The following is a 24683-nucleotide window of genomic DNA, read 5'->3' as shown; positions in this document are numbered from 1 at the left end:
TTATGGCGGATATAGCACAACATAAGTTTGAAGATTGTAGTTTAAGAGAACTTACTGAAAAAGATTTGGGCCAAGTACTTACGTGGAGAAATTCACCGCGTGTTCGTATCCAGATGTACACCGAGCATATTATTGCTTGGGAAGAACATAAGGCTTGGTTTGCAAAGCTTTCCGAAAACAAAAAGGTTTGTTTCAGACTTTTTGAGTATCAATCCCAGCCCGTTGGTATTGTGCAATTCACAGGCATTGATACAAATAATAATACCGCAAATTGGGGATTTTATATGGGCAGAGAAGATTTACCCATCGGAACTGGCATGACACTTGGTTTTTTGGGTTTAAGTTTTGGATTTGAAGAATTAGGTCTCAACCTGGTTAATGGCGAAGCTATTGGATCAAATCAAGCCAGTCAAAAATTTCATGAACGCTTAGGTTTTTCTCCTATTGAAACTAACAAACCTGGTGTTGAAAAAGATGGTCGCTACGAAATCATAAAGAGTTATCAGCTTACGAAAGAAAATTGGTTGAAAAACAAAGAGGAACTTCATGAGAAGATATTTTTAAAATGATGGATATTCAATTGGGTCGAAATACTGTTGGTGCAAAACATCGCCCGTTTATTATTGCGGAGATGTCGGGTAATCATAATCAATCATTAACGAAAGCTTTAGAGATCGTTGATGCTGCTGCAAAGACCGGTGTTCAGGCTTTAAAAATTCAAACATACACCGCCGATACGATTACATTGAATGTAAAAAAAGGTGAGTTTGTTATTAATGACCCAAAAAGTCTTTGGAATGGGCGATCACTTCACGATTTATATAACGAGGCGCATACACCGTGGGAGTGGCATAAACCTATCTTTGATCGTTGTCGTGAATTAGGAATTATCGGTTTTAGTACACCTTTTGATCCAACATCTGTAGATTTTTTAGAATCACTCAATGTTCCATTCTATAAAATTGCATCATTTGAGTTAGTTGATATTCCACTGATTAGACTTGTAGCAAAAACTAAAAAGCCCATGATCATGTCTACGGGCATGGCTACAATAGATGAAATTAAAGAAGCTGTGAGTGCTGCACGTGAAGAGGGTTGTAGAGAGATTGTAGTTCTAAAATGCACTAGCACGTATCCGGCAACGCCGCAAAATTCAAATATTTTAACAATTCCTGATATGCGTAAAATTTTAGGAACTCAAGTGGGCTTGTCAGATCACACCATGGGTGTGGGCGTATCTGTGGCGGCTGTTTCACATGGTGCAACCGTTATTGAAAAACATTTCACGTTAAAACGTTCAGATGGTGGTGTTGATTCTGCGTTTTCACTTGAGCCCCATGAATTACAGTCTTTAGTGCTTGAAACAGAGCGCGCATGGCAAAGCCTTGGAAGTGTTTCGTATGGCCCAACAGAAGCCGAAAAACCATCACTTCAATTTAGGCGTTCTTTATATATTGCTGAGAGCATGAAAGCTGGAGAAGTTTTAACAGCCAAAAATATTCGAAGTGTAAGGCCTGGTCTTGGACTTGCTCCAAAACACTTGCCAGAACTTTTAGGTAAGAAAATAAAAAAAGATGTAGAAAAAGGCACACCTATGTCTTGGGATTTAGTGTGAGCAAAATAATTCTTCTTGATACAGGAATCGGAAACATTCAATCAGTAGCCAATGTTTTAGAATATATTGGTGCGGATTTTGAAACCTCCGATTCACCAGTTGCATTAAGTAAAGCTTCAAAAATTGTTTTTCCAGGAGTGGGAACTTACGGTAATGCCATGGAGCGTATACGTAAAAAAGATCTCTATGAGTGTTTGCGAAAAGCACTGTTGATTGACAAAAAACTCTGTCTGGGAATTTGTGTCGGCATGCAAGTTATGTCGGAAGTGGGTTATGAGTTTGGTGAGCACCAAGGTTTAGGTGTTATACCGGGTGTTGTTAAAAAAATTGAAGTGGGAGAAGAAAAGTTAAGACTTCCTCACGTGGGTTGGAATAACGTTTCATTTAAAAATGATTCCCCATTATTTAAAAAAATACCCCAAGACGCATCATTTTATTTTTTGCATAGCTATTTGTTTGTTCCTAAAGAGCCGGGAGCAACATCGTGTACCGTGAATTATGGCGCGAAATTCACAGCTGCTATTGAGAGAGAAAATATCTTTGGAGTTCAATTTCACCCTGAAAAAAGTCAAGAAGTGGGTATCCAGTTAATTAAGAATTTTGTAGAACTTTGAAGGATAAAAAATGAATCCCATGATGTCACAATCTGGTGCAATGCAATCACAACCTCGTCCACTGCGACCTTGGGCTGCTAAATTTAAAGCTAATCCGCTGTGGCGACTTTTTGTTATTTTAACTGTTCCCGCTTTTGAATTTTTCTGGTCATGGATTCTTCATTTTAATGAAAAAATAATCTACCTCAAAAGCCCCTACATTGATGCTGATAGTAAGAATCTTAAACGCGATGCTATTGAAATTTATAAGAATGATCCTGTTTTTAAAGAATTTGCACTTTGGCTCAAATCTCGAATCCCTGAGTCTGTGATTCAAAAAAAACGTGAGGAGATGAATAAAAGAACAGACGAATTGGCCTATGCAGAAACTTTAGAACTTCAGTTAGATGAAGAAACACGACTGGGAATCTTAGAGTTTGCTATGAGTGCTCCTGTTTTAAATAAAGTTTTGCCTTACTTTAAAATAATTCCTCGGATTGATACGGCGTTTGTTCTCTATAATATTCCAAAGCCAGATCTTGGTGGCCCTGAAGGAAGTCAGCGGTGGCACCGTGACGGTGATATTTATAAAATGCTAAGCCTTTATATCTGTCTTACAGATCTTGATGAAAATTCAGGACAATACTCAGCGGTGAGTGAACGGAATTTAAACTATCATCAAGCGATTCCTTTAGAGCGTGTTGATGGTGATAAATCAATATGGAAAAACGGACGCCATTCAGATTCGTACTTGCGTAAATTTGTTCCCGATAGCGATCTTGTTCATCTCAAAGGCCCTATCGGAACAGCGGCTTTAGTTGATTCTGCTTCTTGTTATCACAAGGGTGGGTTTTGCAAAGAAAGAGAAAGGATTTTATTTCAAATTAATTATATCTGCGATCAAGTTCATGTTCGACCAAGTATTGTTGATTATTTGAGTTTACGTAAGAATCCAAAGCTTTCATCTCTTTTGCTGACGCCTTTGCAGAGAGCGATGGTTAGATCAAACGCAGGTAGAAAAGGACGATTAGTTTTTACTTTAGCACGACGACTTCTAACTTATAATATCAAGCCCTAATATTTTTTAGAAATTTGAATATGGTTAGTTTGCCCCTGCTTTTATAATAAACTGGATTATTCTGAGAGAAAAGAAGGCAAAAATCAAAATCTGAACATACCGTGTTAAGAGAGGCTTTTTGTTCTTTAAATAATACTGCCAGGCGTACATGCCTAAAAGTGCTATTCCGATAACAAGTGCTGGTTGTACATGGCGAATCCACATTTGCGGATGTACGCCAAAATACCAAAATGCAAAAATCCATTGGCCAACTAGTAGTGCTGAAATTAAAGGTCTATGAAAACACCATTTGAAGAGACCCATGGTTTTAATTTCATTACGATAAACCCAAAACGAAATTGCGGTTGGGACGCCTAACAAAAAAATTATTTTAAGTTGCAGCAGTAATGGGTAGTGAACCCATTCCAGATCGGGATTACTGAATCTTGACAGAAGCGTCTGTCTGGGAACATCAGCCGGTGTAAAGCCTTTTCCTATGGCCAGTTTAGAAAAGCTTTCTAGATTACCAAAAAAGTCAAAAACCCATCTTGCTGCGACCTGAGGGCCTGCGCAAAAGGCAATGATAGTATCCCAAATAAAAAATGGGATTAAAAAACAAAGAAGAGGCTTGAGTCTTTCAGTTAGTGATTTTTTTTGTATGTTGAAGGTATAGAGGGTGAGTAAGGGTAAAGCAAATGCCATATTGACCATTTTGCCCCCAAATACTGAAACTCCTAAGAGGCAAAATCCGACACTGATATTATTCTTATATAAAAAAAGCAGACTTAAAAATAAATAAGCGCACGCTGGAATTTCACCTAAACTCATCACCGTACTTTCTGGATAGGGAATGTAGTTTAAAAAAATACCCAGAAAAATAAAGGGCCAAGTATTTTTCTCAAGCTTTGATAATTGAAAATGACCTAGGGCCATTCGTAAGCATAGTAAAAGCATAAAACAGCAAAAATAAAAAAATGTAGTTCGAATTGTAGGTTTGTCGGCGCCTAATGCGGCTGCAATCCCACTGGGGTAAGAGCTCCAAAAGCCAGTGCTGATCAATGATGAAAAAACAGGGAACTCAGGAGTTGCGTAATTTCCTTCAAGGATAAAATTTTTAGCAGAACCGATGACATAGGTTTCATCGATAAAAGGGGCTGAATAAATATGTTTTGCTAAAATAAGACTAGCAACCAAGAAGCCCAGTATGGCTAAAAGAATTTGAAAATACTTTTCACTTGGTTTTAATGTATGCATAACTTTCAATAAAAGCATATCGAGTAGCACTGTCAACTGGAGAATTGACTCTTGACACTCAGAAATGAACAAAATTAAGATGCCATTATGAAACAAAATTTTATGATCTTTACTTTCTTTTTTAAAATCCCGTGAATTTAGAGCAAATAACTTCAGAACTAAAATTCAGCGCTGTTCGAAGTCGCGGACCTGGTGGGCAAAATGTCAATAAGGTTTCGTCAGCGGCGGTTTTGTACTGGGATTTTAATGCTTCCAGCGCATTGAATGATGAGCAAAAATATTTGATCAGAAAAAATATGAAAAATGTAATTAATAAAGAAGCTTTTGTTTATCTGCGCAGCGATGAGTTTCGTGATCTTGAAAAAAATAAATCTCGCTGTATTGAAAAACTAGAAGCAATGCTCATTCAGGCTTTTCATAAACCTAAAGCTCGAAGGCCCACGAAACCCACTCGTAATTCTAAGCTTCGAAAATTAGAATCAAAAAACAGGCGCGGCGAATTAAAGCAGTCACGTCAAAAAATTCGGTAATGGGTAAATATGACTTCTATTATCACTTGATAACATTAACTCACCTTTTGTCGGATATGTACCCTCACGATCCAGAGTTGTACCGCGATTTTGTAGATAAAAATGTTTACAGGGGCGCCAGCATGTAACAATCTGGCGCCTCTATGAATTGCCGATTAGGATGCGGTGCTTGTTGTATAGCACCTTCAATTTCATCACCCATACCAGGAATGCCTGACGGAAAAGCTGCTGGAGCAAGATGCATTCAGCTAAGTAATAATAATCAATGTCTTATATTTGGAAAACCAGAGCGTCCTGAAGTTTGTTTGCAATTCAAAGCGTCAATTGAAACTTGTGGTCAAAATGAATTTGAAGCAACTGTGTATCTAACGAAACTAGAAAAACTAACAAGCCCCTTACTATTGTAAAACTAAAATACTATCAACGTTGATCCAACCTTCATGATATTCACCATCATCTTGGAGATGTTTCACTTTCACAATATTCACAGGTGGAGATTGCTTCAGAGCATATTCTGCTGTTGTAGGCTCCTCGAGAATATCAATTTTTGTAGTAGGAAGGAGAGTGCAATTTTTTGTAGGAACTCCAAAAAATTTTCGATTACCTATTTCTAATAACGTATCAATTGCAAATTGTTTTTACTTTAATTTCTCTAATAGTCAAAGGTATGAGATTTAAATTCATATTACATCATAACTTACAATGTACTATGTAAGGTGTTTTTTATCCGGCCATGTAGCTCACGCCCTATGTGACAATAATAGTTTTATGTGCAAGTGCATATAATGATGTTTGTATCATAATGACAGATTATTGAAGTTCTAAAGAACTTTTCCAAGCTGAAAAGGCCTGCTTCGCTCTTGCTACTAGAGCGATTTTTTTATCGTGTTTAGGTACATTCATGGGTGGAAACAGACCCCAATTAATATTTGTCGGTTGAAAATTTTCTTTCGGCTCAGTAATCGCTGCAAGTAAGGCTCCTAGTGCACTATCAATTGGAGGAATGGGTGCTGGGCGATCATGATTTAATGCATCGACAAATTGGGAGACAAGCATACCAGTGCATGTTGATTCAAAATAACCTTCAACGCCTGTGATTTGACCTGCGAAAAATAGTTGAGGATCTTTTCGTGAGTTTAGAGTTTTCATGAGAAGCTTTGGTGAATTAATAAATAAATTTCTATGAAGGCTACCAAGTTTTAAAAACTCTGCCTTTTCAAGACCGGGAATCATTCTAAAAACTCTTGTCTGTTCGCCGTATTTCATTTTGGTTTGAAACCCTACCATATTGTAAGCAGTGGCATATTTGTTTTCTTGTCTCAATTGCACGATGGCAAAAGCTTCTCGCCCCGTACGTGGATCTTTGAGACCCTTGGGTTTACAAGGGCCAAACGCTAATGTGAGAGGACCACGCTCTACAATGACTTCAACTGGAAGGCATGATTCAAAATAAGGAGTTTTATCAAATTCTTTGGGTACAACAACTTCAGCTTTTTTTATTTCCTCAATAAGATTAAAATACTGCTCTTTAGTAAGCGGGCAATTGATGTAATCTGCGCCACCTTTGTCGTAGCGGCTTGCTTTAAAACAAATATCCATATTGATACTATCAGCATCAATAATGGGTGCAATTGCATCGAAGAAATAAAGAAAATCACCTCCGAAGTGATCGCGCATGCTTGCTGCTAAAAAATCATGTGTAAGTGGACCCGTAGCTATGACTGCAGGGCGGCCAATTTCATCAAGGCTTTCGACAGTTTTTGCTACGCGCTTGATATTGGGATGAGTATCAATTTGATTTGTTAAATCTTGAGAAAAAAGTTCGCGATCAACGCTCAATGCTTGGCCTGCTGGAACTTTATGTCGATGGGCTGCTGCTAATACAAAACTTCCTAGTTCTGCCATTTCATTTTTGAGCATAGAAGGAGCGCTGGGTTCCATTAGACTGCCTAAGCTATTTGAACAAACAAGTTCGGCACAACCACCGGTCTTATGGGCTGGGGTTAATTTTTCTGGACGCATTTCGTAAAGAAAAACTTGGTAACCCCGTGTTGCTAATTGTAGGGCGCATTCAGTGCCAGCGAGCCCGGCTCCAACTATATGTACACTTTTTGTCATGAAAAAATCCTAAAGTTAAAGTCTAATCTGGAATTTATATCGCTGCTGAAGTAAGGTCCATATGATGAAAAAAGACGATAAAAAAACACTACCAACTGCGCTTGATGTATTACAGGGATTGCTCGAGAAAGGCAATACACCTCTCGCAGAAGACTTCAAACGTTATCGTCTTAAGCTTGATTGGGCAAAGGTTGTAGGGCCTATGCTTGCTGATAAATGCTCCCCTGTAGCATTTTCAAAAGGCATGCTTTATATTTGGGTGAGTAGTGCTCCATGGATGAATCAACTATTTTATGTACGTCGTGAACTTGTGAAAAAAATAAACGTTTATGCTGGTAAAACTTGGGTAAAAGATATCAGGCTCACTCAGGATAAGAAAGACGTGCCATCAGACGCGCAGTCGATAGGGGATCAACAGGGTAACCCCGCACCCGAATCTCCCAATGAAGATGTGGTGCCTCAGAGCGACCACTCGTCCCGCTTAAAGCGATGATTTGACCTGCGCGAACTTGTTCCTTAATTTTCACCTTAAATTCTGAAAGATGAAGATACTTACTCATGACTCCATGACCATGATCAATTGTGATCACCTTTCCTGAAACCATTTGTTCTAATGTTGCCACAACCCAACCGTCTGAAGTGGTAGCTACAGCTGTACCCATCGGAGCTCGGAGATCAACGCCTTTATGTGTATACGAAGCTCCATCCTCAGCAGTACGTAATGTTCCAAAGGGTGAAGTGATCGCTGAGGGAATGGGGAGTGTCCATTGTTTTCCCCAACTAAGAGCACTGTTTCTAATGTGAATTTGCTTATTATATGATTTTTCAAATTCTACGGCTTTATCACTTGTCTTGAGCAAATCAGCAACGGAAGCCGGGAGCCTGAGGTTTGTAATTTTTATTTTAATTTTATCAAACATATTTGTATCAAGTTCAATCTTCTCAAAACTCCAACGATTCAATTTATCTTCAAGTAAAAACAGTTGAGCATCGGGTGTATCAGGATTTGTCGGGAGTAATTCCCAGCGATTTGTAAGGGCTAAGCATTGCATACGAAAACATACGCGAAGTGAGTTTTCTTTGTTTGGAGTATTTTTCAGTCTTATGGCGATGACTGATCCGGGTAGAAGATTTTCAGATAAAAATTCAACGGAATTAATAAATGTATTTTCAGAATTTAAAGGGGGTGGTGTTCCCCATGAACTTGTGAGAACAATTGCAAAAAAGGCTATGTGCCTTAATGCCCTCATCATTTATCTTTTTCTTTTGAAGAATTAGAATCAGTTTCTTCACTTTTTTCAATTGTTGAACGAATGAGATATTTTAAAAGTTTACTTCGCTTTGCTCCACCTAAAAGAGCCTTGAGATCTTCATGAACTGTTGGGTCATTGATAAGACCACCTAAAGTACCTTGACCAGAATCAATTTTTTCAAGAATAACGGCTATGCGGTCAACTGATTTTTTAAGATTATTGTTCTTCGGATCACTCCCTTTAATGCTTGCCATAACCTGATCCATTGTGTGGCTCGTGCTTTTTAAATTTTGTACTGTGTCGGCAAGATTTTGCGCCAGGTTTCGATCATTAAGCGCTTTTACGAGACGCTCTACTTGATCGAGAATATCAAAAGCTTGTTCTACGCGATTGCCTGATTTACTAAGTGTTGTGAGGAGGTCTGATCCTAATTCAACATCAATGGTGTCACCGTCTCTGAGAGGTTCGCCATCATAGGGGCCTGGTGTGATAGTAATATATTTATCACCTAAGGCACCTTGTGTGCGAAGCCCGACAAATGAGCCTTTGGTAATACGGCCTGCAAATTTTTGTTCAATGCGCAAATGAATGTCTAGTTTATTGCTTCCACGATCAAATTCTATAAGTTTGACATTTCCACTTGGAACTCCTGCAATCTGGATAGCACTTCCCAAAGAGAGGCCCATCGTTTCGTCAACACGCATATGGAGTGTAATGTGTTTTTGAAAGAATGTTTTATCGCCACCAAGTGCGATGATGAAAAAGAGTGTGAGTAAAAGCCCAATGGTGACAAATACTCCGACTTTAAATTCAACTTTTTTTGAACGGTCCATTTTACGTCTCTTCTCCGTTAATGAATGTATTTAAAACACCCGCTTGTGTTCCTTCTTTAAGTTCTTTACTTGTGCCTTCGGCAACGATCTTCCCGTCGACTAAAAGTGCCATGCGATCACAAACTGCAAATGCAGTGGGCATGTCGTGTGTGACAAGAATGCTAGTCACCCCTAATTTTTTAAGTGTTAAAATTGTTTCTTGAATTTTTTTGGTATTATACGGATCAAGTCCAGCTGTAGGCTCATCATATAGAATTACTTCTGGACCCAGAATTATGGCGCGAGCAAGACCGACTCGTTTTTGCATACCCCCGCTCAAATTTGCCGGCATGATTTTCTCAGTGCCGTGAAGTCCAAAGCTTTCAAGTGTTTCTGAGATTTTTGCATTGATTTCTGAGGATGTTAACTTTGTATGCTCGAGTAAAGGATAGGCAAGATTTTCCGCAACATTCATTGAATCAAATAGAGCCCCACCTTGAAAAACATAGGCAACTTTTCGACGAATCGAGACAAGTTGATCTTCATTGAGTGGTGTGATGTCTTGGCCTTCAATGAGTACTTGACCAGAATCAGGTTTTTCAAGGCCAATCATACTTCGCAAAATCACACTCTTGCCAGAGCCTGAGCCACCAATAAGGCCCATGCACTCGCCTTTGTTGATTTTCAGGTTCACGCCGCGGTGGACGATTTTTGAACCGAAACTTTTCTTAAAATCTTTAACTTCTATGAGTACCATCGTTCAAATATCCAAAAGAGTTTGGTTAAAAAGAAATCGCTAATAACTATAAGTATTGAAGATGTCACAACTGATTTGGTTGTGGCGATACCCACACCTTGAGTGCCACCTGTAGTAGTCATTCCGTAGTAGCAGCCAACGAGACTAATAAAAGCAGCGAAGAAAAATGTTTTTGCAACACCGACTGCAAAATCAGTAAATGTAATTGTGGTTACGACTTTTTGATAAAAGAAATAAGGGTCAAGACCAAGTTCTGAAACGCAAATAATCATAGCACCTGCGATGCCAATAAAATTTGCCATAACAGTTAAAAGAGGCAAAACAATAATTGCGGCAATCACTCGTGGTATAACAATTTTTTTAAGTGGACTTGTTCCCAGGGCACGAATGGCATCAATTTGTTGGGTGACATTCATTGAGCCAATTTCTGCGGTGATTCCTGCGCCAACGCGGCCAGCGAGCATCAGACTAGTAAATACGGGTCCGAGTTCACGCACCAGGCTAAGGGATACTACTTTGGGTACGTAGTATTTTCCTCCAAAACGTTCCAGCCCAAAACCGAATTGCAGAGCCATTACCATTCCAGTACTTAATGCTGTTGCGAGTACCAGAGGGAGTGAACTCACACCGATGGATGACATTTGCTCAGTAATAAGTTTTGGATAAAACGGTCGTGAGCGTAAGGATTGCCACATTTCTTTTGTAAGTAAGCTCATGCCACCTACAAAATGTAGAAAGTGCACAAGGGTCGCGCCAATTGAAAATGTGACACCTGCGATCATTTCACACTCCGGTTATGGCGCATGGAAGTTGCTCAAGAATTTTTCAAAAATTGGTTTCTCAACAGTGAAATTTTGAGGTCTTGAAATGTAAGCTAAATCGTATGTGCAATTATTTTTCTTAAAAATTAAAAGATCAATGCGTATGGGAACTCCGTCGATGGTACCTTCGGCAAGAATTCTTGAAGCTTCGCGTTCATCAAATGTAGTATCTTGTTCTTCTATAACTTTGAGGTTTTCAATTCCCGTTAAAATATTTTGTTCTAAGTTTTTTAAACTCAAATCAGCATATTTTTGGCACATAGAATTAACTGCTATAGTACTCCCCGTTTTTTTACTCTGCCAAACTTGGTCGGCACTGCTCACGTTTGATTTTTCGTAGGGGCTATCGGGAGGGCTAAATTTTGTGTTTACACTTTTGACCGCAGGGTCATCATTGCTACCAAGAATTGCGCAACCAGAAGTTGATAAAAACAAAATTAAAATATGAATTGAAATGAGGTGCTTCATTGCTCCCTAGCCGTGTTGTTGTGTCTCATTTTATTTTTCGGCGGAAATGATCTTTTTCTTAATCATTTCCGGAGGTAAGAGAATTTAAATTCAAAAAAATTATCGTGCATCAGAACTGAATTAATTCATTGGGTGTCAGCGGTTTGTCACCCTGCCAAGTTTCCGAGGTCGAGTTGCACTTCTTTGGTGCTTGTATTGGCTGCGAGCGTGGCACTTGTTTTGCGAATAGGACATGTAAGGGATTAAGAGTGATTTGGTTTGAAACTGAAGGGGTGTTGATCATGGTGCGTAAGTTTCTAGAATACTTCGGGTTATGGAGCTTTAGCAAAATACCCACTTTGTACATTGGCCACTCGTCGTGTGAAACAATTGACAGTGCGGTAATGGTCCAGGTCATGACAAACGTCGAGAAGAAACGGGTCTAGATGAAACAGAGTTGTGTATTTTTGATTTCGATTTTCATTTTGAGTTCCACGGCAGATGCACGTGGGCTAAAGGTGACATTTCGTAGTCTTAAAGACGCGACTCACGTCGAGATCACAGGCCAAAACGAATGGCGCTATGACAAAAGTCAAGTTACGGTTGATGAATACAATATTGTGAGGATTCAATTTCAAGGTGTAACGCCTGAAGAAATAAAATCACTTTCTGATCTAAAAGATCAAAGAGTCAAGCTGGTCACCATCAAGGCTGGTACAAACAATGACGCACTTATTGAGTTTAAACTAGCCGATCGTGGAATGCAGGTTTTTGATTATCAAACCACTGACCCTGTAAATCTTGTTTTTGATATTTACAAAGAAGTGCCCCAGCCAAAAAAGAGTGTTGAAAAAAATCTAGAAAATAAAAAAATCAATAAAACACATGCCATCAAAGCAGATCCTTTGGCGGGTCTTGTGGTTCGAAGTCAGGTTAAGAGTAAAAATAATCAAAGAAAAATAGCATCAGTAGATCACCCGGAGTTAGGCCCACAACCCGCGCTTTTGAGTGGCGCTTCGCCTGATGCGATTTTACAACTTAAATATGGAATATTTGATGGTGGTGATAAAGATCTAAAGCGGTTTCATATTTATGATGAAGATATTAAAGAATCAGCTCTCATTAAAAGCCAAGAGAATATTTATCTGCGATTTCCTGAAGTTATTGTGAGTCAACCGTATCTTAAAAATATTCTAGCTGAAACTATTGCATATGAAATTGAGCCCCAAGACGATGAAGAAAATCAACAAGCAAGGCTTGCAATAAAACTTTTTAAAGACAATAAGCCTGCGTTAGTGTTGAGAACATTGAAATTTTTCAGAGAGAAATTTGAAAAATCAAAATACGATAACGTACTTGAATATGTGGAAGCCGACACCTACTTTAAACTTTGGCTCCGTGATCATAACCGCGTTGACTTTGAAAGTGCAATGGCACGTTATAAAGAGTTGTTAGATAAGTACCCTACTGATCCAAAACGCTACCGCACCTTAATGATCGTCGGACTCAATTATATAGATGTCGGAAACCATTTTGGAGCGCTCTCAGCATTTCAAGTGGGCATGACCAGGTATCCAGATAGCCCGTTTTATTGGCAAATGCGTATTGCCGTTGGTGATGCACTTCGAGAGCTAAATAAAAATGATGCAGCCATAAAAGAATTTGAAAGCATCGAAAATGACCCACGATCAACTACCTTTGGTGTGGAAGCTCGCTATCGACGAGGTGATGTTTACTTCAGATCAAGAGACTACTCCACAGCCATTAAAGAATATAAAGAAGCGTTAAATCGTTATCCTACAAAATGGGCGCTTGGGCCTAATCTTTACTTCAATAATGCTGAGGCGCAATTTTGGCTCAAAGATTACAAAGCCTCGCTGGAAAGTTTTAGAAATTTTTTACTAAGATTTCCGTCACACGAGCATGGTGGTTACGCAATGACTCGTATTGGAGAGATCTTAGAAATTTTGGGCGCGCCAAAACATAAGGTAACCGGTGCTTATTTGGAATCTTATTTCCGTTATCGTGGATCCCCCGGGGCCTATTTAGCAAAAGTTAGATTTAATTCAGAGCGCTTTGGAAATATGAAAGAGAAAGAACTCAATGCTGCCCGTAAAGAATTTAAAGACGAAATGCCAGAGGGCAAGATGGAGCATGTTGATACATTCGTAAAACTTGCAGAGGCAGATGGATTATTACTGCGCAAAAATTTTGATGCAAGTTTTGATATATTGGTAAAATTTTATCAGTCAAATACGTTGTCACCCCATTTGTTTATATTTAAAAATCGAATTGTTAATAATCTAACTGAAAAAATAGCCTTCTATAATTCTAAAAAAGATTACGTTAAAGCTTTAGATATTTATCTTCACAATACTGACTCATGGCTTTTAAAGAGCTCAAGAATTGATACTCGCTATTTTGCAGGCAAAGCCTATGAAGGCTTAAATATCTTAGATGAAAGTGCAAAATATTATACTCAGTGTCTGGTTGACTATGAAGTGTTAACACCTGAGCGGTTAAGGTACAGCAAAGCTTTTGAAAATCTGCCTTCACCTGATCAACTCAATTTGCGCTTAGCTAAAGTGAGTTATGAAAGTAACCAATTTAAAAAAGCAGATGATCATCTTGGTAAAATTGTAAAACTCAAAGATATGTCTGATGCTGAAAGAGTAGAAAGAAGTTTGATACTTGCTTCTGTAGCTGAAAAAAGTGAGCGCTTTGACTTAGCAGAGCTTGCTTTAAAAGATTTAACTGAACAGTGGAAGGGTCAGCCGTCTTTGTTGGTAGAACCCTGGTATCGTCTAGCAAAACTCAGTTTTGATCAAAATAAAAATTCAGAAGCTCTCGGTTGGGTTCAAAAACTTAATACAGTTTCTCAAGAGAACACAGATATTAAACCTGAGATTATTCGCAAAGGCCTTGAATTGGCCGCAGATATTCATCTTAAAGAAGGCAAACCAAATGAAGCCGGAAAAGCATATAAGCTTATTCTTGAAAAACATCATGCCGGAATGCCAACAGCTTCTGTACGTTATCGTTTAGGAAAAATTTATTTTGATCAAAAGAATTTTGGTGAAGCTACAAAAATTTGGAATGTTCTTAAAGAAGATAAAAATGCCGCACTTTGGGAAAAAATGGCCCAAGAGCAATTGGCTCAAATTCAATGGAATGAAAAATATAAAAGATACGTCGACAGAAAGCCTGCCGGAGGAAAAAAATGAAATGTGTTGAATTTGGTTCACTCTTAACTTGTGATCTACAATTTCAAAAAGTGCTTCACGCCGCAACAAATGTTGCTCACAGTAAAGCCACTGTTCTTATCACCGGCGAAAGTGGTACAGGAAAAGAATTACTCGCACGTTATATTCACGATAAGAGCCCGCGAGCGCAAAAACGGTTTGTAGCCATTAATTGTGCAGCGGTTCCTGAGGGTTTACTTGAAAGCGAGCTTTTTGGTTATGAACGAGGCGCATTTACAGGTGCTATCAATCAAAAAATGGGAAAATTTGAATTAGCTTCAGAGAGCACACTTTTACTTGATGAAATCTCAGAAATGCCATTGTCACTTCAAGCAAAACTTCTTCGTGTATTGCAAGAAGAAGAAGTAGACCGCCTTGGTGGGCGTAACCCCATTAAAGTAAATCTTCGCATCATTGCTACAACCAATCGTGATCTGTGGAAAATGGTTAAGTCTCATATTTTTAGAGAAGATCTTTACTACCGCATCAATGTTATTCCACTTCAGATTCCTGCACTCAGAGAGCGTCCTGATGATGTGGTGGCATTGGCCGAAAATTTTATAAAGGTGTCTTCAATACTGAATTCTAGGAATGTAACAAAACTTTCACTGGGTGCTTTAAATAAACTTTCACAATGGAACTGGCCAGGTAATGTTCGTGAACTTGAAAACGTTATTGAGCGCGCTGTTTTAATGGCTAATCAAGGTGAAATTCAAAGTGAACATATTATTATTGAAAATTTCACAAGCTCACCTGGCACACCAAGTAATTCAGGAATGACAGCCGGTATGACCATTGCACAAATGGAGAGAGAATTAATTTATAAAACTCTAGATAAAACAAACCAAAACCGCACTCAAGCAGCAAGAATACTGGGTATCAGTATTCGTACTTTGAGAAATAAGTTGCATGAGTACAGGGGGGATCATGGCTGATTTATTTGATAAAACTACAAAAGCCTTAGGTGCGTCACTCAATTACAGATTGCTGCGACATAACGTAACTTCTTCGAATATAGCAAATGCTGAAACACCTGGGTACAAAGCAAAGGTCGTTGAATTTGAAGACGCCCTTGCTAGAGCCGTTGATCTTGACGGTTTAAATAATCTTACTACTTCATCGCCGGATCATTTTGCGATGGGAAGTTCAGCTATCGGAAACGAACGAGTCGGTGTTGAGGATAATCCAGAAGCTGATATTAACCCTGATAAAAACACAGTCGATATGGATAACGAAATAACAACGATGTCTGAGAATAGCGTTTTATACAAAGCTGCTCTGGCACTCATTAATAAAAAGATGGCAATGTTAAAGTACGGAATTACTGAGGGAGGTAAATAATGGATTTTTTAACCGGCATGAGAGTCAGTGCTAGCGGCATGACTGCACAGCGCATGCGGATGAATGCCATTTCCTCAAATATTGCCAATGTGAATACAACAAAGACCCCTGAAGGTGGAGCTTATCGACGGAAAGAAGTTGTATTTTCGTCTTTGCCTCAACAGCGTCATTTTGGTGAAATTCTCGCTGGCAAAGTTGATGCTGATATCGATCGCGTTCAGGTTGTTGATATCAGGCCTGATCGTAAGGGCCCGCTTCTAAAATATGAACCAACACATCCCGATGCTAACGAAGAAGGTTACGTTGCTTATCCAGATATTAATATGATGCAAGAGATGGTCGATATGATTTCTGCATCAAGAAGTTATGAAGCAAATATTGCTGCAATGAATACAAGTAAAAATATGGCCTTAAGTGCGATTGAGTTAGGAAGATAAACGCGAGGTAACTCGCTAAGGAGATAAGCCATGGACGGCTTAAGTATTCGCAACGCTAATAGCGTTATCAACACAGGGCAAACGACCAAAGAAATTACAAAGGTCGAACAGCCACTATTACCCCAAGGTGGACTTGGCGGCGCAGATAGTACGCAAAAAAGTTTTGCAGCGACGTTAAAAGATGCCGTTGGTGCCGTCAACCAAGCTCATATGGAAGCTGATCAAAAAATGCAAGCGCTTGCCACCGGCAAAAGCCAAAATATTCATGAAACGATGATTGCAAGTGAGAAGGCTGACATTGCTTTACGTTTAATGGTGCAAGTTAGAAATAAAATGATTGAAGCGTATCAAGAAATCATGCGGATGCAAGTTTGACTAAAACAGGAGGCGTGTTTTGAATTTATTATTTGGTAAACTCTATGCTCAGCTAAGAGACTTCTACATGAACCTGAGTCCGATGAAACGGGCCAGTGTCATAGCGGCGTCATTTGTCATACTATCAACATTCGTTGTTGTTGGTGTGATGATGTCGGGTCGAAGCTACACGCCTTTGTTTACAAACATTCCGCCGGAACAAGTTCCGCTGATTGTAAGTAAATTGCAAGATAAGCAGGTTCCTTATCAGATGCTTGATGGTGGTAAAACCATAACTGTACCTCCTGAATTCTTGCATAGCACGCAAATGATGCTGATGAGTGAAACAGGTCTGTCAAAGATCGGCTCCATCGGTTTTGAAATTTTTGACAAAGATAGTTTTGGAACCACAAGTTATGTACAAAGAATAAACTATCAACGTGCTCTTCAAGGCGAACTCATCCGTACGATCAATAGCTTAGAAGCTGTTAAAAATTCTAAAGTAATCTTGGCATTGCCTCCAAAGAAAACTTTTTTAGAAGAAGGCCAATCACCTACAGCTTCAGTCGTTGTTGATGTTAAAGATGGTAAAAGCCTTAATATTGATCAAGTCCGGGGTATCATACATTTGGTTTCGAGTGCAGTAGAGGGTCTCGATGCAGAGAAGGTTACGGTTGTTGATTCGCGCGGCAAAGTATTAAGTAAAAGTTTAGCCGGCGGTATCAATTCGATGACAAATGATATGCAAGAATTCAAATATAAAAAAGAGCATGAGTATGAAAATCGTATTGAAGATATTTTGGCAAAAATTGTAGGCCAAGGTAAAGTAATTGCCAAAGTTAATGCCGACATCAATTTTAGACAAATATCTTCAGTAGAAGAAGTTGTGGATCCAGACAGACAAGCTGTTAAGTCTATACAAACCGAAGAAGAAAAACTCAGAGGCAATCGCAGTAATACGGCGGGTGTTCCTGGGGCGCGTTCAAATTTGCCTGGTGCTGAAGACCCTAATAGTGTGGCGTTTAAGCAAGATGTAGATAAAGAGCTTAAGACAACGAACTATGAGAACACAAAAACAATCCGAAATGTTAAAGAACCAATGGGCGCAACTGAACGTTTAAGTGTTGCCGTTTTGGTTGACGGTCTTACTGAAACTGTCGTTGATGCCGAAGGAAAAATCACAGAAAAGTGGAGCCCCAGAGCAGCTGAAGATCTTGTTAAATATGAGAGCATCGTTAAAAACGCACTGGGCTTTGATGAAAAGCGTGGGGACGTTGTAAAAATTGAAAACATAAAATTCCAAAAAGAAGATTTCAATGAGAGCGAAAGAATTATTACTTCACTTGAGCGTCGAAAACTTTTTTCTTACATGATTCGTTGGGGCGTAATTGCACTAAGCTTTGGTTTGTTCTTCTTTGTAGTTGTAAGACCCTTTATGCGTTGGATTACAGAGAGCTTTCAAGATTCAGTTGAAGATATGTTACCAAAAACAATTGAAGAACTAGAAGATTTGCAGACGGTGGACAATTCGTTGCCGGGCATGGGTGGTGCTTTGCCGATGCTTGAAGAAACTATTGATCCTGATAAGGCTGAAAGTGAATTGCTTAAAGAGCGCATTGTTAATTTGATTCAGAATGATAGCAAAAAAGCTGCTTATGCTCTGAATCAATGGGTTGATGAACGTCGTGCAGGCTAAGGAGAATAGATAATGAATACGGCCATTACATTTGAAGAACTACGGGGCATGGAAAAAGCTGCAATTCTTTTAAATTACCTCGGAGACATCGCTGCCACCGAGCTCTTCAAACATCTTGATGATGCAGACATTCGTAAAATCATTAACAACATGCATAGACTTCGCACCGTACCGGTTGACGTGACAAAACGTGTACTTGAAGAATACTATGAAAAAATAAGTGAATCTGAAGAATATATTTTCTCTCGTGAAGTAGCCACAAAAGAAATTATCATTGCAGCAGTTGGTGAAGAGCGTGCACGAGGTATTCTTGGTCATTTAAACTTAGCAGCAGGTGTGGGCGCTCGAACATTAGAATCTCTCGAACTGGTTGATGCTAAATCTTTGGCAAACTTTTTAGTTAGTGAGCATCCACAAACAATTGCAGTTATTTTAGCACATCTTGAGCCTGAGAAAAAATGTGAAGTTCTTAAGCGTATGCCTGAGTCACTTCAGGCGGAGGTTGTTTTGAGAATGGCTAACTTAGATTTTATTTCACCAGAACTTATTGAAGAAGTTGATAAAGTTCTTAAACAAGAATTGGCTACCATGGGTACCGTTGAACAAGCACAATTGGGCGGTGTTCAGCCTGTTGCTGAGATGCTTAACGTTATGGATAAAAATACTGAATCTGCAATCATGTCTAGGCTTGAAGAGAAAGACCCAATCTTGGCAGAAGAAATTCGAAAACTCATGTTTGTTTTTGAAGATATTGTCAAAATTGACGACAGAGGTGTTCAAACGCTTCTTAAAGAAGTGGCAAATGATAAGCTTCTCTTGGCTTTAAAAACTGCTAACGATGAAATTAAAGATAAAATTTTTAGAAATATGTCATCCCGTGCCTCCACACTACTTCAAGAAGATTTACAGAGTATGGGGCCAGCTAAGCTTTCTGACGTAGAATCTGCCCAACAAGAGATCGTAAATCTAGCACGTAAGCTTGAGGCTGAAGGTAAGATTCTCATTGCTCGCGGTGGAGCGGAGGACGCGCTTGTTTAAATCAATTCTTAAACAGGCTGATTCAGAGGGGCATATTTTAAATTATAAACCTCAACCACTAACGCAGGTAATGCCCCAAACAACGCTTAATTTTGTAAAAGATCAAGATGTTGTATTGCCAAACTCAAAAGGTTTTGAAATCAACGAACTCGTAGCTGAAACCACAGGTCTTGGTGAGATTGAGCGAAAGAATTTTAATACACGTGTTGAGAATGAGGTACTCACAAGACTTAAAGCAATCGAAGAAAAAGCATTTGCTGAAGCATATGCTCTAGGTATGCGTGATGGCCGTGAAAAATCGTACGCTGACTCAAATCAAGAAATTAAAGTCGCACTTGAGCATTTAAGTAAAGTGATGGAGAGTGTAACGCTTATTAAAAACCAACTCTTTATCGAGAACGAAGCACACATTGTGAAGACTGTATTTCACCTGGCAAAAGCTTTGGCCCTTAAAGAAATTCAAATAGATCCTAAGCTCATTTTTAATGTTTTAAAAACGGCTTTAGAAAACGCACAGTCAGAAGAAGAAATTAAGATAAAAATAAACCCCCAAGATCAAGAATTTGTTGAGCGAGTAAAGGGTGAAGCGGGAAATCCGTTTGAGCGTATTGCGAAACTGAAAATTGAAGTTACTGAGAGTGTTGCCCGCGGAGGCTGTATTGTTGAAACAAATTACGGTGTAGTTGATGCAACTATCGGTCAGCGTATTGAAAAATTGTGGGCAGTACTTGATTCAAAAATTCCAAAAATTGCGGAGGGCTGATTAGCCCATGAATGAACAACTTACGACGACATTGAATATGAAAAAGTATGAGACTGCGGTCGATCGCAATCCACTTTTTCATGACAGTGGTAAAATAACAAAGGTCGTGGGTTTTTTAATGGAAGGTTATCTTCCTGGTGCATGGCTCGGTTCTGTTTGTGAAGTTTACCCTAGCAGCGGTGAGCGTTCATTTTCAGCTGAGGTCGTAGGGTTTAGAGAAAAAAATGTTTTATTAATGCCCCTGGGTGATATCAGAGGTGTTGGTATGGGTGCTCGCATTGTATTATCACGACGAGAAGCTACCATAAAAGTTGGCCCAAGACTTTTAGGTCGAGTGCTTAATGGTCTTGGTGATCCGATGGATGCCAAGGGGCCTGTTCACACAAGTGATGAAATTAGTATTTATGCTCCAATTGAAAACCCACTATCAAGGCCACCTATTCGAAAGCCTCTTGATTTGGGTATTAAATGTATCAACGGGCTTCTCACCGCAGGTATGGGGCAACGAGTTGGTATCATGGCTGGTAGTGGTGTCGGAAAATCTGTTCTCTTGGGAATGATCGCGCGAGCAACAAGTGCGGATGTCAATGTCATCGCATTAATTGGTGAGCGTGGCCGTGAAGTTAGAGAATTTATTGAAAATGATTTAGGTCCAGAGGGTTTGGCAAGATCTATTATTGTTTGCGCAACAAGTGATCAAAGCCCCGTTGTGAGAATGCGAGGGGCCTTTGTGGCTACAGCAATTGCAGAATATTTTTGTTCTGCCGGTAAAAATGTTTTGCTCATGATGGATTCCGTCACGCGATTTTCTATGGCGCAAAGAGAAATTGGTTTGAGCATTGGTGAACCCCCGGCAACTAAGGGTTATACCCCGAGTGTGTTTTCGATGATGCCTAAACTTTTAGAGCGTGCTGGTATTTTTGAAGGTAAAGGTAGTATCACTGGCCTCTACAGCGTTTTAGTAGAAGGTGATGACATGGATGACCCGATCGCAGATTGTGTGCGTTCGATCGTTGATGGTCATATTGTTTTATCCCGTTCTATTGCGCAGCGTGGGCATTTCCCGGCAATAGATGTTCTTCAAAGTACGAGTCGAGTAATGCGCAATGTGGTGAATCCACAGCATTACGAAATCGCAATGCGTCTTCGTGAAAACATGGCTATTTATCGTGAAGCAGAAGATCTTATTAATATTGGTGCGTATCGAAAAGGCAGTTCTGCAAAGATTGACCACTCTATTCAGGTGCATGATCAAATTCAAGATTTTTTAAGGCAAGAAATCGGAAGTAAATTTTCAGTTGATGATACATGTCGCATGATGGATGAAATCTTGAGGAAGCCGTGAAGTTTAAATTTAGCTATGAAAAATTAGAGGAATATTACAAACAACAAGAGCAAATCGCTAGTCGTGATTACAATGAAAGCATGGCGCATCTGGATAATGAAAAACAACGCTATCAAAACATGTTTGAAGAATTAGACGTTGCCGCTGAAGATGGTGCGGCATTGCGCGCTCGCCCCGAAGGTGCCCCTATAGCTAGGCTCGTGCAGATTGATGATTATATTGATGGTCAAAAAATTAATATTGCTCGTCAACGAGAGATTGTTATCAATCACACACATATCGTTGAGCAAAAACAAGAAATACTAATCGCTGCTACAAAAGAATCAAAAACATACGAAAAATTAAGAGAAAATCAGTTCACAGCATTTAAACAAAAATTAAAAAAACATGAAGCTAAAGTGAATGACGAACTTGTCGTCACACGTTTTCGCCGAGGGGGAAGTTAATGAGCGGGTATCAAAACTATTTCAAAAAACGTAATGAAGTATTAAAAAAGAAGTCATCACCAAAAAGACGACAACGCGTGCATCAGGGTTGGCTCATGACCATAGCCTTTATTCTTACCGCCGGAGTCGCTGGTTATTTATTTTCTGGTGACGAAGCCGGAAAACTTCTTAGTCGTGTAGAGATTGGAATTATGGGGGAAGCCCTTGCTGAAACAGCTCCTAAAGCGGATAAACCTGCCGCTGACAAGCCAAAAGACGCGGAAAAAAAATCCACTGAAACTACAAAAGATGCGTCCGGTGCATCTGCTAGTCAGAAGTCTTGGACAGCAGAAGAGGTGTCTCTTTTCACAAAGTTAGAGGCTCGCAAAAAAGAACTAGATGCTAAAGAAACTGATCTCGCAAGCCTGGAAACAGAATTGCATAAACAAAAGGAAGATCTAGAAAAACGTTTGGCAGCACTTGAAGAAGTTAGACAGAAAATTTCGGCCAAACTAGAAGACAAGGTGAAAGTGGATCAACAGCGAGTAGATACTTTGGTTTCAGTTTACGCAAACATGAAGCCCGTGCAGGCTGCAAAAGTAATCGAAAGTCTCAATGAAGATTTAGCCGTCGAAGTTTTAGCAAAAATGAAAAATAAAAGTGCTGCAGAAATATTAAACCTAATGGATTCAGAAAAAGCGAAGAAAATTTCTGAGCGATTTGCAGGTTACAGAGAACCAGCTGCAACTGGGCATTAGAAGTTAAATTAGAAGTTAAACGAATAAAAGAAAGGAGAAATTCAATGGCGCAAGAAAGCATTAGTTCAATTCCGTTTTTTCCGGATATTGCAACTGTACGAAACGCTTCTGCTAGAAAGAGCGAAAACACTGCTTTGCTTGATAAGACTGCTTCCAGGTCTAAATCACAAGCCGATGACACGTTTGATTCATCACTTGGTGATGCAATGAAAGCGAAAAATAATTCGCGAACGCAATCATTGGCGAAGGCTGATAAACCTAAGTTAGGTAATCGTGAACCGTTTTTTCCACAAACACGGATGCCTTATCATCCTTCAAAAGGACAATCTGGAAATATTAAAACCCAGTTTTATCAAGACGCAGCACCGGCAAGTAATAGCAATGCAAGTAACGAAGTAAATTCTGCAGATGGTTTAATGACTGCAAGTGAAACTGCATTAGGTGTTGAAGAAACTGAATCACCAGATACGCAAGATTATAGTGCGTTTAGTGTTGGTGATGATAAAAATGGTGTTATGGCTCAAAGCTACGAAGCAGCAGCCGTCAGTTACCCTATTCGTCAAGTTGCACCGCATTTAGATGAAGAAGCAAAGAGCTCTTTGCAGGAGCAAGGATTATGGAACACGCCCGTCATGGTAATGGCTCAGCCTGATCAGAAAACAAGTCTGATGGCTCAAGCAGTTGAGACCCAGCCAGTACAATCACAGGCAGCGGTTCCCGTTCAAAAACCGATCATCCAATTTATGGCCTCGTTAGAGAATGAAGTGGGTGTATCGCCTGACAGACTTGTTAAGGCGTTTGAACAATTACCCCAAGGTGCTATGCAAAAGCCACCTGAGCAAACAATGGTTCAAGTGATTCAGAACCTAAATTTGCAAAGTGAAGATCAGCAAAAAGCTGTGAATCTTTATTCTAAAATGTTGGCGCAAATGGAAAGTGTTGATCAAAATGAGCAATTAAAAGCCGCGCCTTTATTAGCTGGTGGTTTGACCACGCAAAAGATCGCTCAACAAGCTGATCTAAATGCAGTGCAAGCCCCAATAGCATTAAAGGAATCTGTTGCTAATCGTTATGCTCAAAACATTGATCAAACTAAGGCTACAGAAACTCAAAACTCTGTGGCTAAGCCCGAAGGAGATAGCGCGCAAGTTGCTGATAGAAAAACATCTGATGCAACTTTGCCGTTAGGGACTACCGCTGGAAAATTCGCTGATGGCAAAAATCAAGAATTTGCTAATCAGGGACAAAACCAAAGTGGCAACCAGCCTCAAGGGCAACCGAATCAAACTTTAGTGAAACAAAATATCGCAAAGTTTGATAAGGCTTCCATTAAAGATGAAGTGAAGTTTGATTCTCAAAAAGAAAACTTAGCTTCTGGTGTGGATGTAAAAAGCAACGTGGTGAATATGCATGAAGTAAATCATCACGGTGCAAAGCAAGAAGTAAATAATCTCCAAAATTTGACTGCCGTTAATACTGTAGCGGCATCACAAGTTGAGGGAGCTCCAACCACACAAGATGCCAAGCATGAAGCGATTAAGTCTATTATTAGTAATGCGCAAATGCTCGCCCAAAAAGGTGGCGGCGAAATGAGTATGATTCTTAATCCTGAAAATTTAGGAGAGATTCAATTGCGTGTTGCAATGGATGGACAGCGTGTTGATGTGCAGATGATGACTGAGAAAAATGAAGTAAAGAAGCTTTTAGAACAAAATATTGGAGAGCTTCGACAAGGTCTTGCGCAGCATAATTTGAGTATGGAAAAGATTGATGTTTCAGTGAATGATAAAAATACTGGAAACCACAATCAAAACCGTCCTGATTTTAGCGCTGCAAGAGATTTTGCAAATCAGTTTAGTCAGCAAAATCAGAACCGACGTGACAACATGTTAGATTTAGGTCAGCTAAGACCACAAGTTAAATCCTTAGCAAGACCTGCCATGGTGAGTACGGCCGGCGCTCGAGCATCAACAGCAAAAGGAATGAGTAGATTAGATGTAGTTGCTTAAAGATTGCATCGGGGGAGC

25 protein-coding genes are annotated in these 24683 nt (G+C 39.5%); 18 read left to right on the top strand and 7 right to left on the bottom strand.

Annotation, left to right across the window (positions count from 1 at the left end):
* Positions 1–2: 2 nt before the first annotated feature.
* Genes pseH through SGI74_09115 form a run of 4 tightly spaced genes read left to right on the top strand, consistent with a single transcriptional unit; the run spans position 3 to position 3286 of the window.
* Positions 3–569, top strand: a complete 567-nt coding sequence (pseH, locus tag SGI74_09130; GenBank protein ID MDZ4677657.1) for a UDP-4-amino-4,6-dideoxy-N-acetyl-beta-L-altrosamine N-acetyltransferase — start codon at positions 3–5, stop codon at positions 567–569.
* Entirely contained in the window at positions 566–1615 is a 1050-nt protein-coding gene (gene pseI / locus SGI74_09125) for a pseudaminic acid synthase (GenBank protein MDZ4677656.1), read from the top strand. The genes pseH and pseI overlap by 4 nt, the downstream gene beginning before the upstream one ends.
* Positions 1612–2229, top strand: coding sequence for an imidazole glycerol phosphate synthase subunit HisH (hisH, locus tag SGI74_09120; protein ID MDZ4677655.1), 618 nt, complete (start codon positions 1612–1614; stop codon positions 2227–2229). Before pseI ends, hisH begins: the two co-directional genes overlap by 4 nt.
* A 10-nt stretch (positions 2230–2239) precedes the next feature.
* Complete coding sequence (locus SGI74_09115; GenBank protein MDZ4677654.1) at positions 2240–3286, top strand: hypothetical protein; 1047 nt, start codon at positions 2240–2242, stop codon at positions 3284–3286.
* 24 nt (positions 3287–3310) lie between these two features.
* Here the strand turns inward: SGI74_09115 and SGI74_09110 are convergent, their stop codons facing one another.
* The gene (locus SGI74_09110) at positions 3311–4519 is read right to left on the bottom strand and encodes a hypothetical protein (GenBank protein MDZ4677653.1); all 1209 of its coding nucleotides are present in this window, start codon (positions 4517–4519) and stop codon (positions 3311–3313) included.
* Between the two features lie 131 nt (positions 4520–4650).
* Here SGI74_09110 and arfB point away from each other — a divergent pair, with 131 nt between their 5' ends.
* The gene (arfB, locus tag SGI74_09105; GenBank protein ID MDZ4677652.1) at positions 4651–5049 is read left to right on the top strand and encodes an alternative ribosome rescue aminoacyl-tRNA hydrolase ArfB; all 399 of its coding nucleotides are present in this window, start codon (positions 4651–4653) and stop codon (positions 5047–5049) included.
* Positions 5050–5192: 143 nt separating this feature from the next.
* Positions 5193–5456 carry a YkgJ family cysteine cluster protein gene (locus SGI74_09100; GenBank protein ID MDZ4677651.1) on the top strand — a complete coding sequence of 88 codons (264 nt, stop codon included), beginning with the start codon at positions 5193–5195 and terminating at the stop codon, positions 5454–5456.
* Positions 5457–5859: 403 nt separating this feature from the next.
* Here SGI74_09100 and trmFO read toward each other — a convergent pair whose 3' ends face one another.
* The 6 genes from trmFO to SGI74_09070 all read right to left on the bottom strand — a co-directional run bounded on the left by trmFO (position 5860) and on the right by SGI74_09070 (position 11278).
* Positions 5860–7167: a methylenetetrahydrofolate--tRNA-(uracil(54)-C(5))-methyltransferase (FADH(2)-oxidizing) TrmFO gene (gene trmFO / locus SGI74_09095; GenBank protein ID MDZ4677650.1), complete on the bottom strand. Its 1308-nt coding sequence runs from the start codon at positions 7165–7167 to the stop codon at positions 5860–5862.
* Between the two features lie 362 nt (positions 7168–7529).
* Positions 7530–8420 carry a M23 family metallopeptidase gene (locus SGI74_09090; protein MDZ4677649.1) on the bottom strand — a complete coding sequence of 297 codons (891 nt, stop codon included), beginning with the start codon at positions 8418–8420 and terminating at the stop codon, positions 7530–7532.
* Positions 8417–9253, bottom strand: coding sequence for an MlaD family protein (locus SGI74_09085; protein ID MDZ4677648.1), 837 nt, complete (start codon positions 9251–9253; stop codon positions 8417–8419). Before SGI74_09085 ends, SGI74_09090 begins: the two co-directional genes overlap by 4 nt.
* A gap of 1 nt (position 9254) precedes the next feature.
* Positions 9255–9989 carry an ABC transporter ATP-binding protein gene (locus tag SGI74_09080; GenBank protein ID MDZ4677647.1) on the bottom strand — a complete coding sequence of 245 codons (735 nt, stop codon included), beginning with the start codon at positions 9987–9989 and terminating at the stop codon, positions 9255–9257.
* A complete protein-coding gene (locus tag SGI74_09075; protein ID MDZ4677646.1) occupies positions 9977–10771 on the bottom strand; it encodes an ABC transporter permease in 795 nt (264 codons plus the stop codon). The genes SGI74_09080 and SGI74_09075 overlap by 13 nt, the downstream gene beginning before the upstream one ends.
* 12 nt (positions 10772–10783) lie before the next feature.
* Entirely contained in the window at positions 10784–11278 is a 495-nt protein-coding gene (locus SGI74_09070; GenBank protein MDZ4677645.1) for a hypothetical protein, read from the bottom strand.
* Between the two features lie 464 nt (positions 11279–11742).
* Between SGI74_09070 and SGI74_09065 the strand changes: the two genes are divergently transcribed.
* The 12 genes from SGI74_09065 to SGI74_09010 are packed head-to-tail and all read left to right on the top strand — an operon-like array spanning position 11743 to position 24665.
* Entirely contained in the window at positions 11743–14481 is a 2739-nt protein-coding gene (locus SGI74_09065; GenBank protein MDZ4677644.1) for a tetratricopeptide repeat protein, read from the top strand.
* Positions 14478–15434: a sigma-54 dependent transcriptional regulator gene (locus SGI74_09060; GenBank protein MDZ4677643.1), complete on the top strand. Its 957-nt coding sequence runs from the start codon at positions 14478–14480 to the stop codon at positions 15432–15434. Before SGI74_09065 ends, SGI74_09060 begins: the two co-directional genes overlap by 4 nt.
* Entirely contained in the window at positions 15427–15840 is a 414-nt protein-coding gene (flgB, locus tag SGI74_09055) for a flagellar basal body rod protein FlgB (protein ID MDZ4677642.1), read from the top strand. Before SGI74_09060 ends, flgB begins: the two co-directional genes overlap by 8 nt.
* Positions 15840–16277, top strand: a complete 438-nt coding sequence (flgC, locus tag SGI74_09050; GenBank protein ID MDZ4677641.1) for a flagellar basal body rod protein FlgC — start codon at positions 15840–15842, stop codon at positions 16275–16277. Before flgB ends, flgC begins: the two co-directional genes overlap by 1 nt.
* Before the next feature lie 30 nt (positions 16278–16307).
* A complete protein-coding gene (fliE, locus tag SGI74_09045) occupies positions 16308–16652 on the top strand; it encodes a flagellar hook-basal body complex protein FliE (GenBank protein MDZ4677640.1) in 345 nt (114 codons plus the stop codon).
* Positions 16653–16671: 19 nt separating this feature from the next.
* On the top strand, positions 16672–18327 hold the full coding sequence (gene fliF, locus SGI74_09040) for a flagellar basal-body MS-ring/collar protein FliF (protein ID MDZ4677639.1): 1656 nt from the start codon (positions 16672–16674) through the stop codon (positions 18325–18327).
* Between the two features lie 12 nt (positions 18328–18339).
* Complete coding sequence (gene fliG / locus SGI74_09035) at positions 18340–19365, top strand: flagellar motor switch protein FliG (protein MDZ4677638.1); 1026 nt, start codon at positions 18340–18342, stop codon at positions 19363–19365.
* Positions 19358–20128, top strand: coding sequence for a FliH/SctL family protein (locus SGI74_09030; protein ID MDZ4677637.1), 771 nt, complete (start codon positions 19358–19360; stop codon positions 20126–20128). Before fliG ends, SGI74_09030 begins: the two co-directional genes overlap by 8 nt.
* Before the next feature lie 37 nt (positions 20129–20165).
* Positions 20166–21473 (top strand): FliI/YscN family ATPase, encoded by a 1308-nt coding sequence (locus tag SGI74_09025; GenBank protein ID MDZ4677636.1) that lies wholly within the window; start codon positions 20166–20168, stop codon positions 21471–21473.
* Positions 21470–21919 carry a flagellar export protein FliJ gene (fliJ, locus tag SGI74_09020; protein ID MDZ4677635.1) on the top strand — a complete coding sequence of 150 codons (450 nt, stop codon included), beginning with the start codon at positions 21470–21472 and terminating at the stop codon, positions 21917–21919. The genes SGI74_09025 and fliJ overlap by 4 nt, the downstream gene beginning before the upstream one ends.
* Positions 21919–22656: a hypothetical protein gene (locus tag SGI74_09015; GenBank protein MDZ4677634.1), complete on the top strand. Its 738-nt coding sequence runs from the start codon at positions 21919–21921 to the stop codon at positions 22654–22656. The genes fliJ and SGI74_09015 overlap by 1 nt, the downstream gene beginning before the upstream one ends.
* 44 nt (positions 22657–22700) lie before the next feature.
* Positions 22701–24665 (top strand): flagellar hook-length control protein FliK, encoded by a 1965-nt coding sequence (locus SGI74_09010; GenBank protein ID MDZ4677633.1) that lies wholly within the window; start codon positions 22701–22703, stop codon positions 24663–24665.
* Positions 24666–24683 lie beyond the last annotated feature (18 nt).

It is taken from the genome of Oligoflexia bacterium, assembly GCA_034439615.1.
Lineage (GTDB): Bacteria > Bdellovibrionota > Bdellovibrionia > JABDDW01 > JABDDW01 > JAWXAT01.
This window is presented reverse-complemented; position numbering and strand designations above follow the sequence as displayed.

Bases quoted from the DNA above. Each gene is read 5' to 3' on its own strand.
- pseH (MDZ4677657.1), top strand. From the start codon at position 3: ATGGCGGATATAGCACAACATAAGTTTGAAGATTGTAGTTTAAGAGAA.
- pseI (MDZ4677656.1), top strand. From the start codon at position 566: ATGATGGATATTCAATTGGGTCGAAATACTGTTGGTGCAAAACATCGC.
- SGI74_09115 (MDZ4677654.1), top strand. From the start codon at position 2,240: ATGAATCCCATGATGTCACAATCTGGTGCAATGCAATCACAACCTCGT.
- SGI74_09110 (MDZ4677653.1), bottom strand. From the start codon at position 4,519: ATGCATACATTAAAACCAAGTGAAAAGTATTTTCAAATTCTTTTAGCC.
- SGI74_09100 (MDZ4677651.1), top strand. From the start codon at position 5,193: ATGAATTGCCGATTAGGATGCGGTGCTTGTTGTATAGCACCTTCAATT.
- trmFO (MDZ4677650.1), bottom strand. From the start codon at position 7,167: ATGACAAAAAGTGTACATATAGTTGGAGCCGGGCTCGCTGGCACTGAA.
- SGI74_09090 (MDZ4677649.1), bottom strand. From the start codon at position 8,420: ATGATGAGGGCATTAAGGCACATAGCCTTTTTTGCAATTGTTCTCACA.
- SGI74_09085 (MDZ4677648.1), bottom strand. From the start codon at position 9,253: ATGGACCGTTCAAAAAAAGTTGAATTTAAAGTCGGAGTATTTGTCACC.
- SGI74_09080 (MDZ4677647.1), bottom strand. From the start codon at position 9,989: ATGGTACTCATAGAAGTTAAAGATTTTAAGAAAAGTTTCGGTTCAAAA.
- SGI74_09075 (MDZ4677646.1), bottom strand. From the start codon at position 10,771: ATGATCGCAGGTGTCACATTTTCAATTGGCGCGACCCTTGTGCACTTT.
- SGI74_09070 (MDZ4677645.1), bottom strand. From the start codon at position 11,278: ATGAAGCACCTCATTTCAATTCATATTTTAATTTTGTTTTTATCAACT.
- SGI74_09060 (MDZ4677643.1), top strand. From the start codon at position 14,478: ATGAAATGTGTTGAATTTGGTTCACTCTTAACTTGTGATCTACAATTT.
- flgB (MDZ4677642.1), top strand. From the start codon at position 15,427: ATGGCTGATTTATTTGATAAAACTACAAAAGCCTTAGGTGCGTCACTC.
- flgC (MDZ4677641.1), top strand. From the start codon at position 15,840: ATGGATTTTTTAACCGGCATGAGAGTCAGTGCTAGCGGCATGACTGCA.
- fliE (MDZ4677640.1), top strand. From the start codon at position 16,308: ATGGACGGCTTAAGTATTCGCAACGCTAATAGCGTTATCAACACAGGG.
- fliG (MDZ4677638.1), top strand. From the start codon at position 18,340: ATGAATACGGCCATTACATTTGAAGAACTACGGGGCATGGAAAAAGCT.
- SGI74_09025 (MDZ4677636.1), top strand. From the start codon at position 20,166: ATGAAAAAGTATGAGACTGCGGTCGATCGCAATCCACTTTTTCATGAC.
- SGI74_09015 (MDZ4677634.1), top strand. From the start codon at position 21,919: ATGAGCGGGTATCAAAACTATTTCAAAAAACGTAATGAAGTATTAAAA.
- SGI74_09010 (MDZ4677633.1), top strand. From the start codon at position 22,701: ATGGCGCAAGAAAGCATTAGTTCAATTCCGTTTTTTCCGGATATTGCA.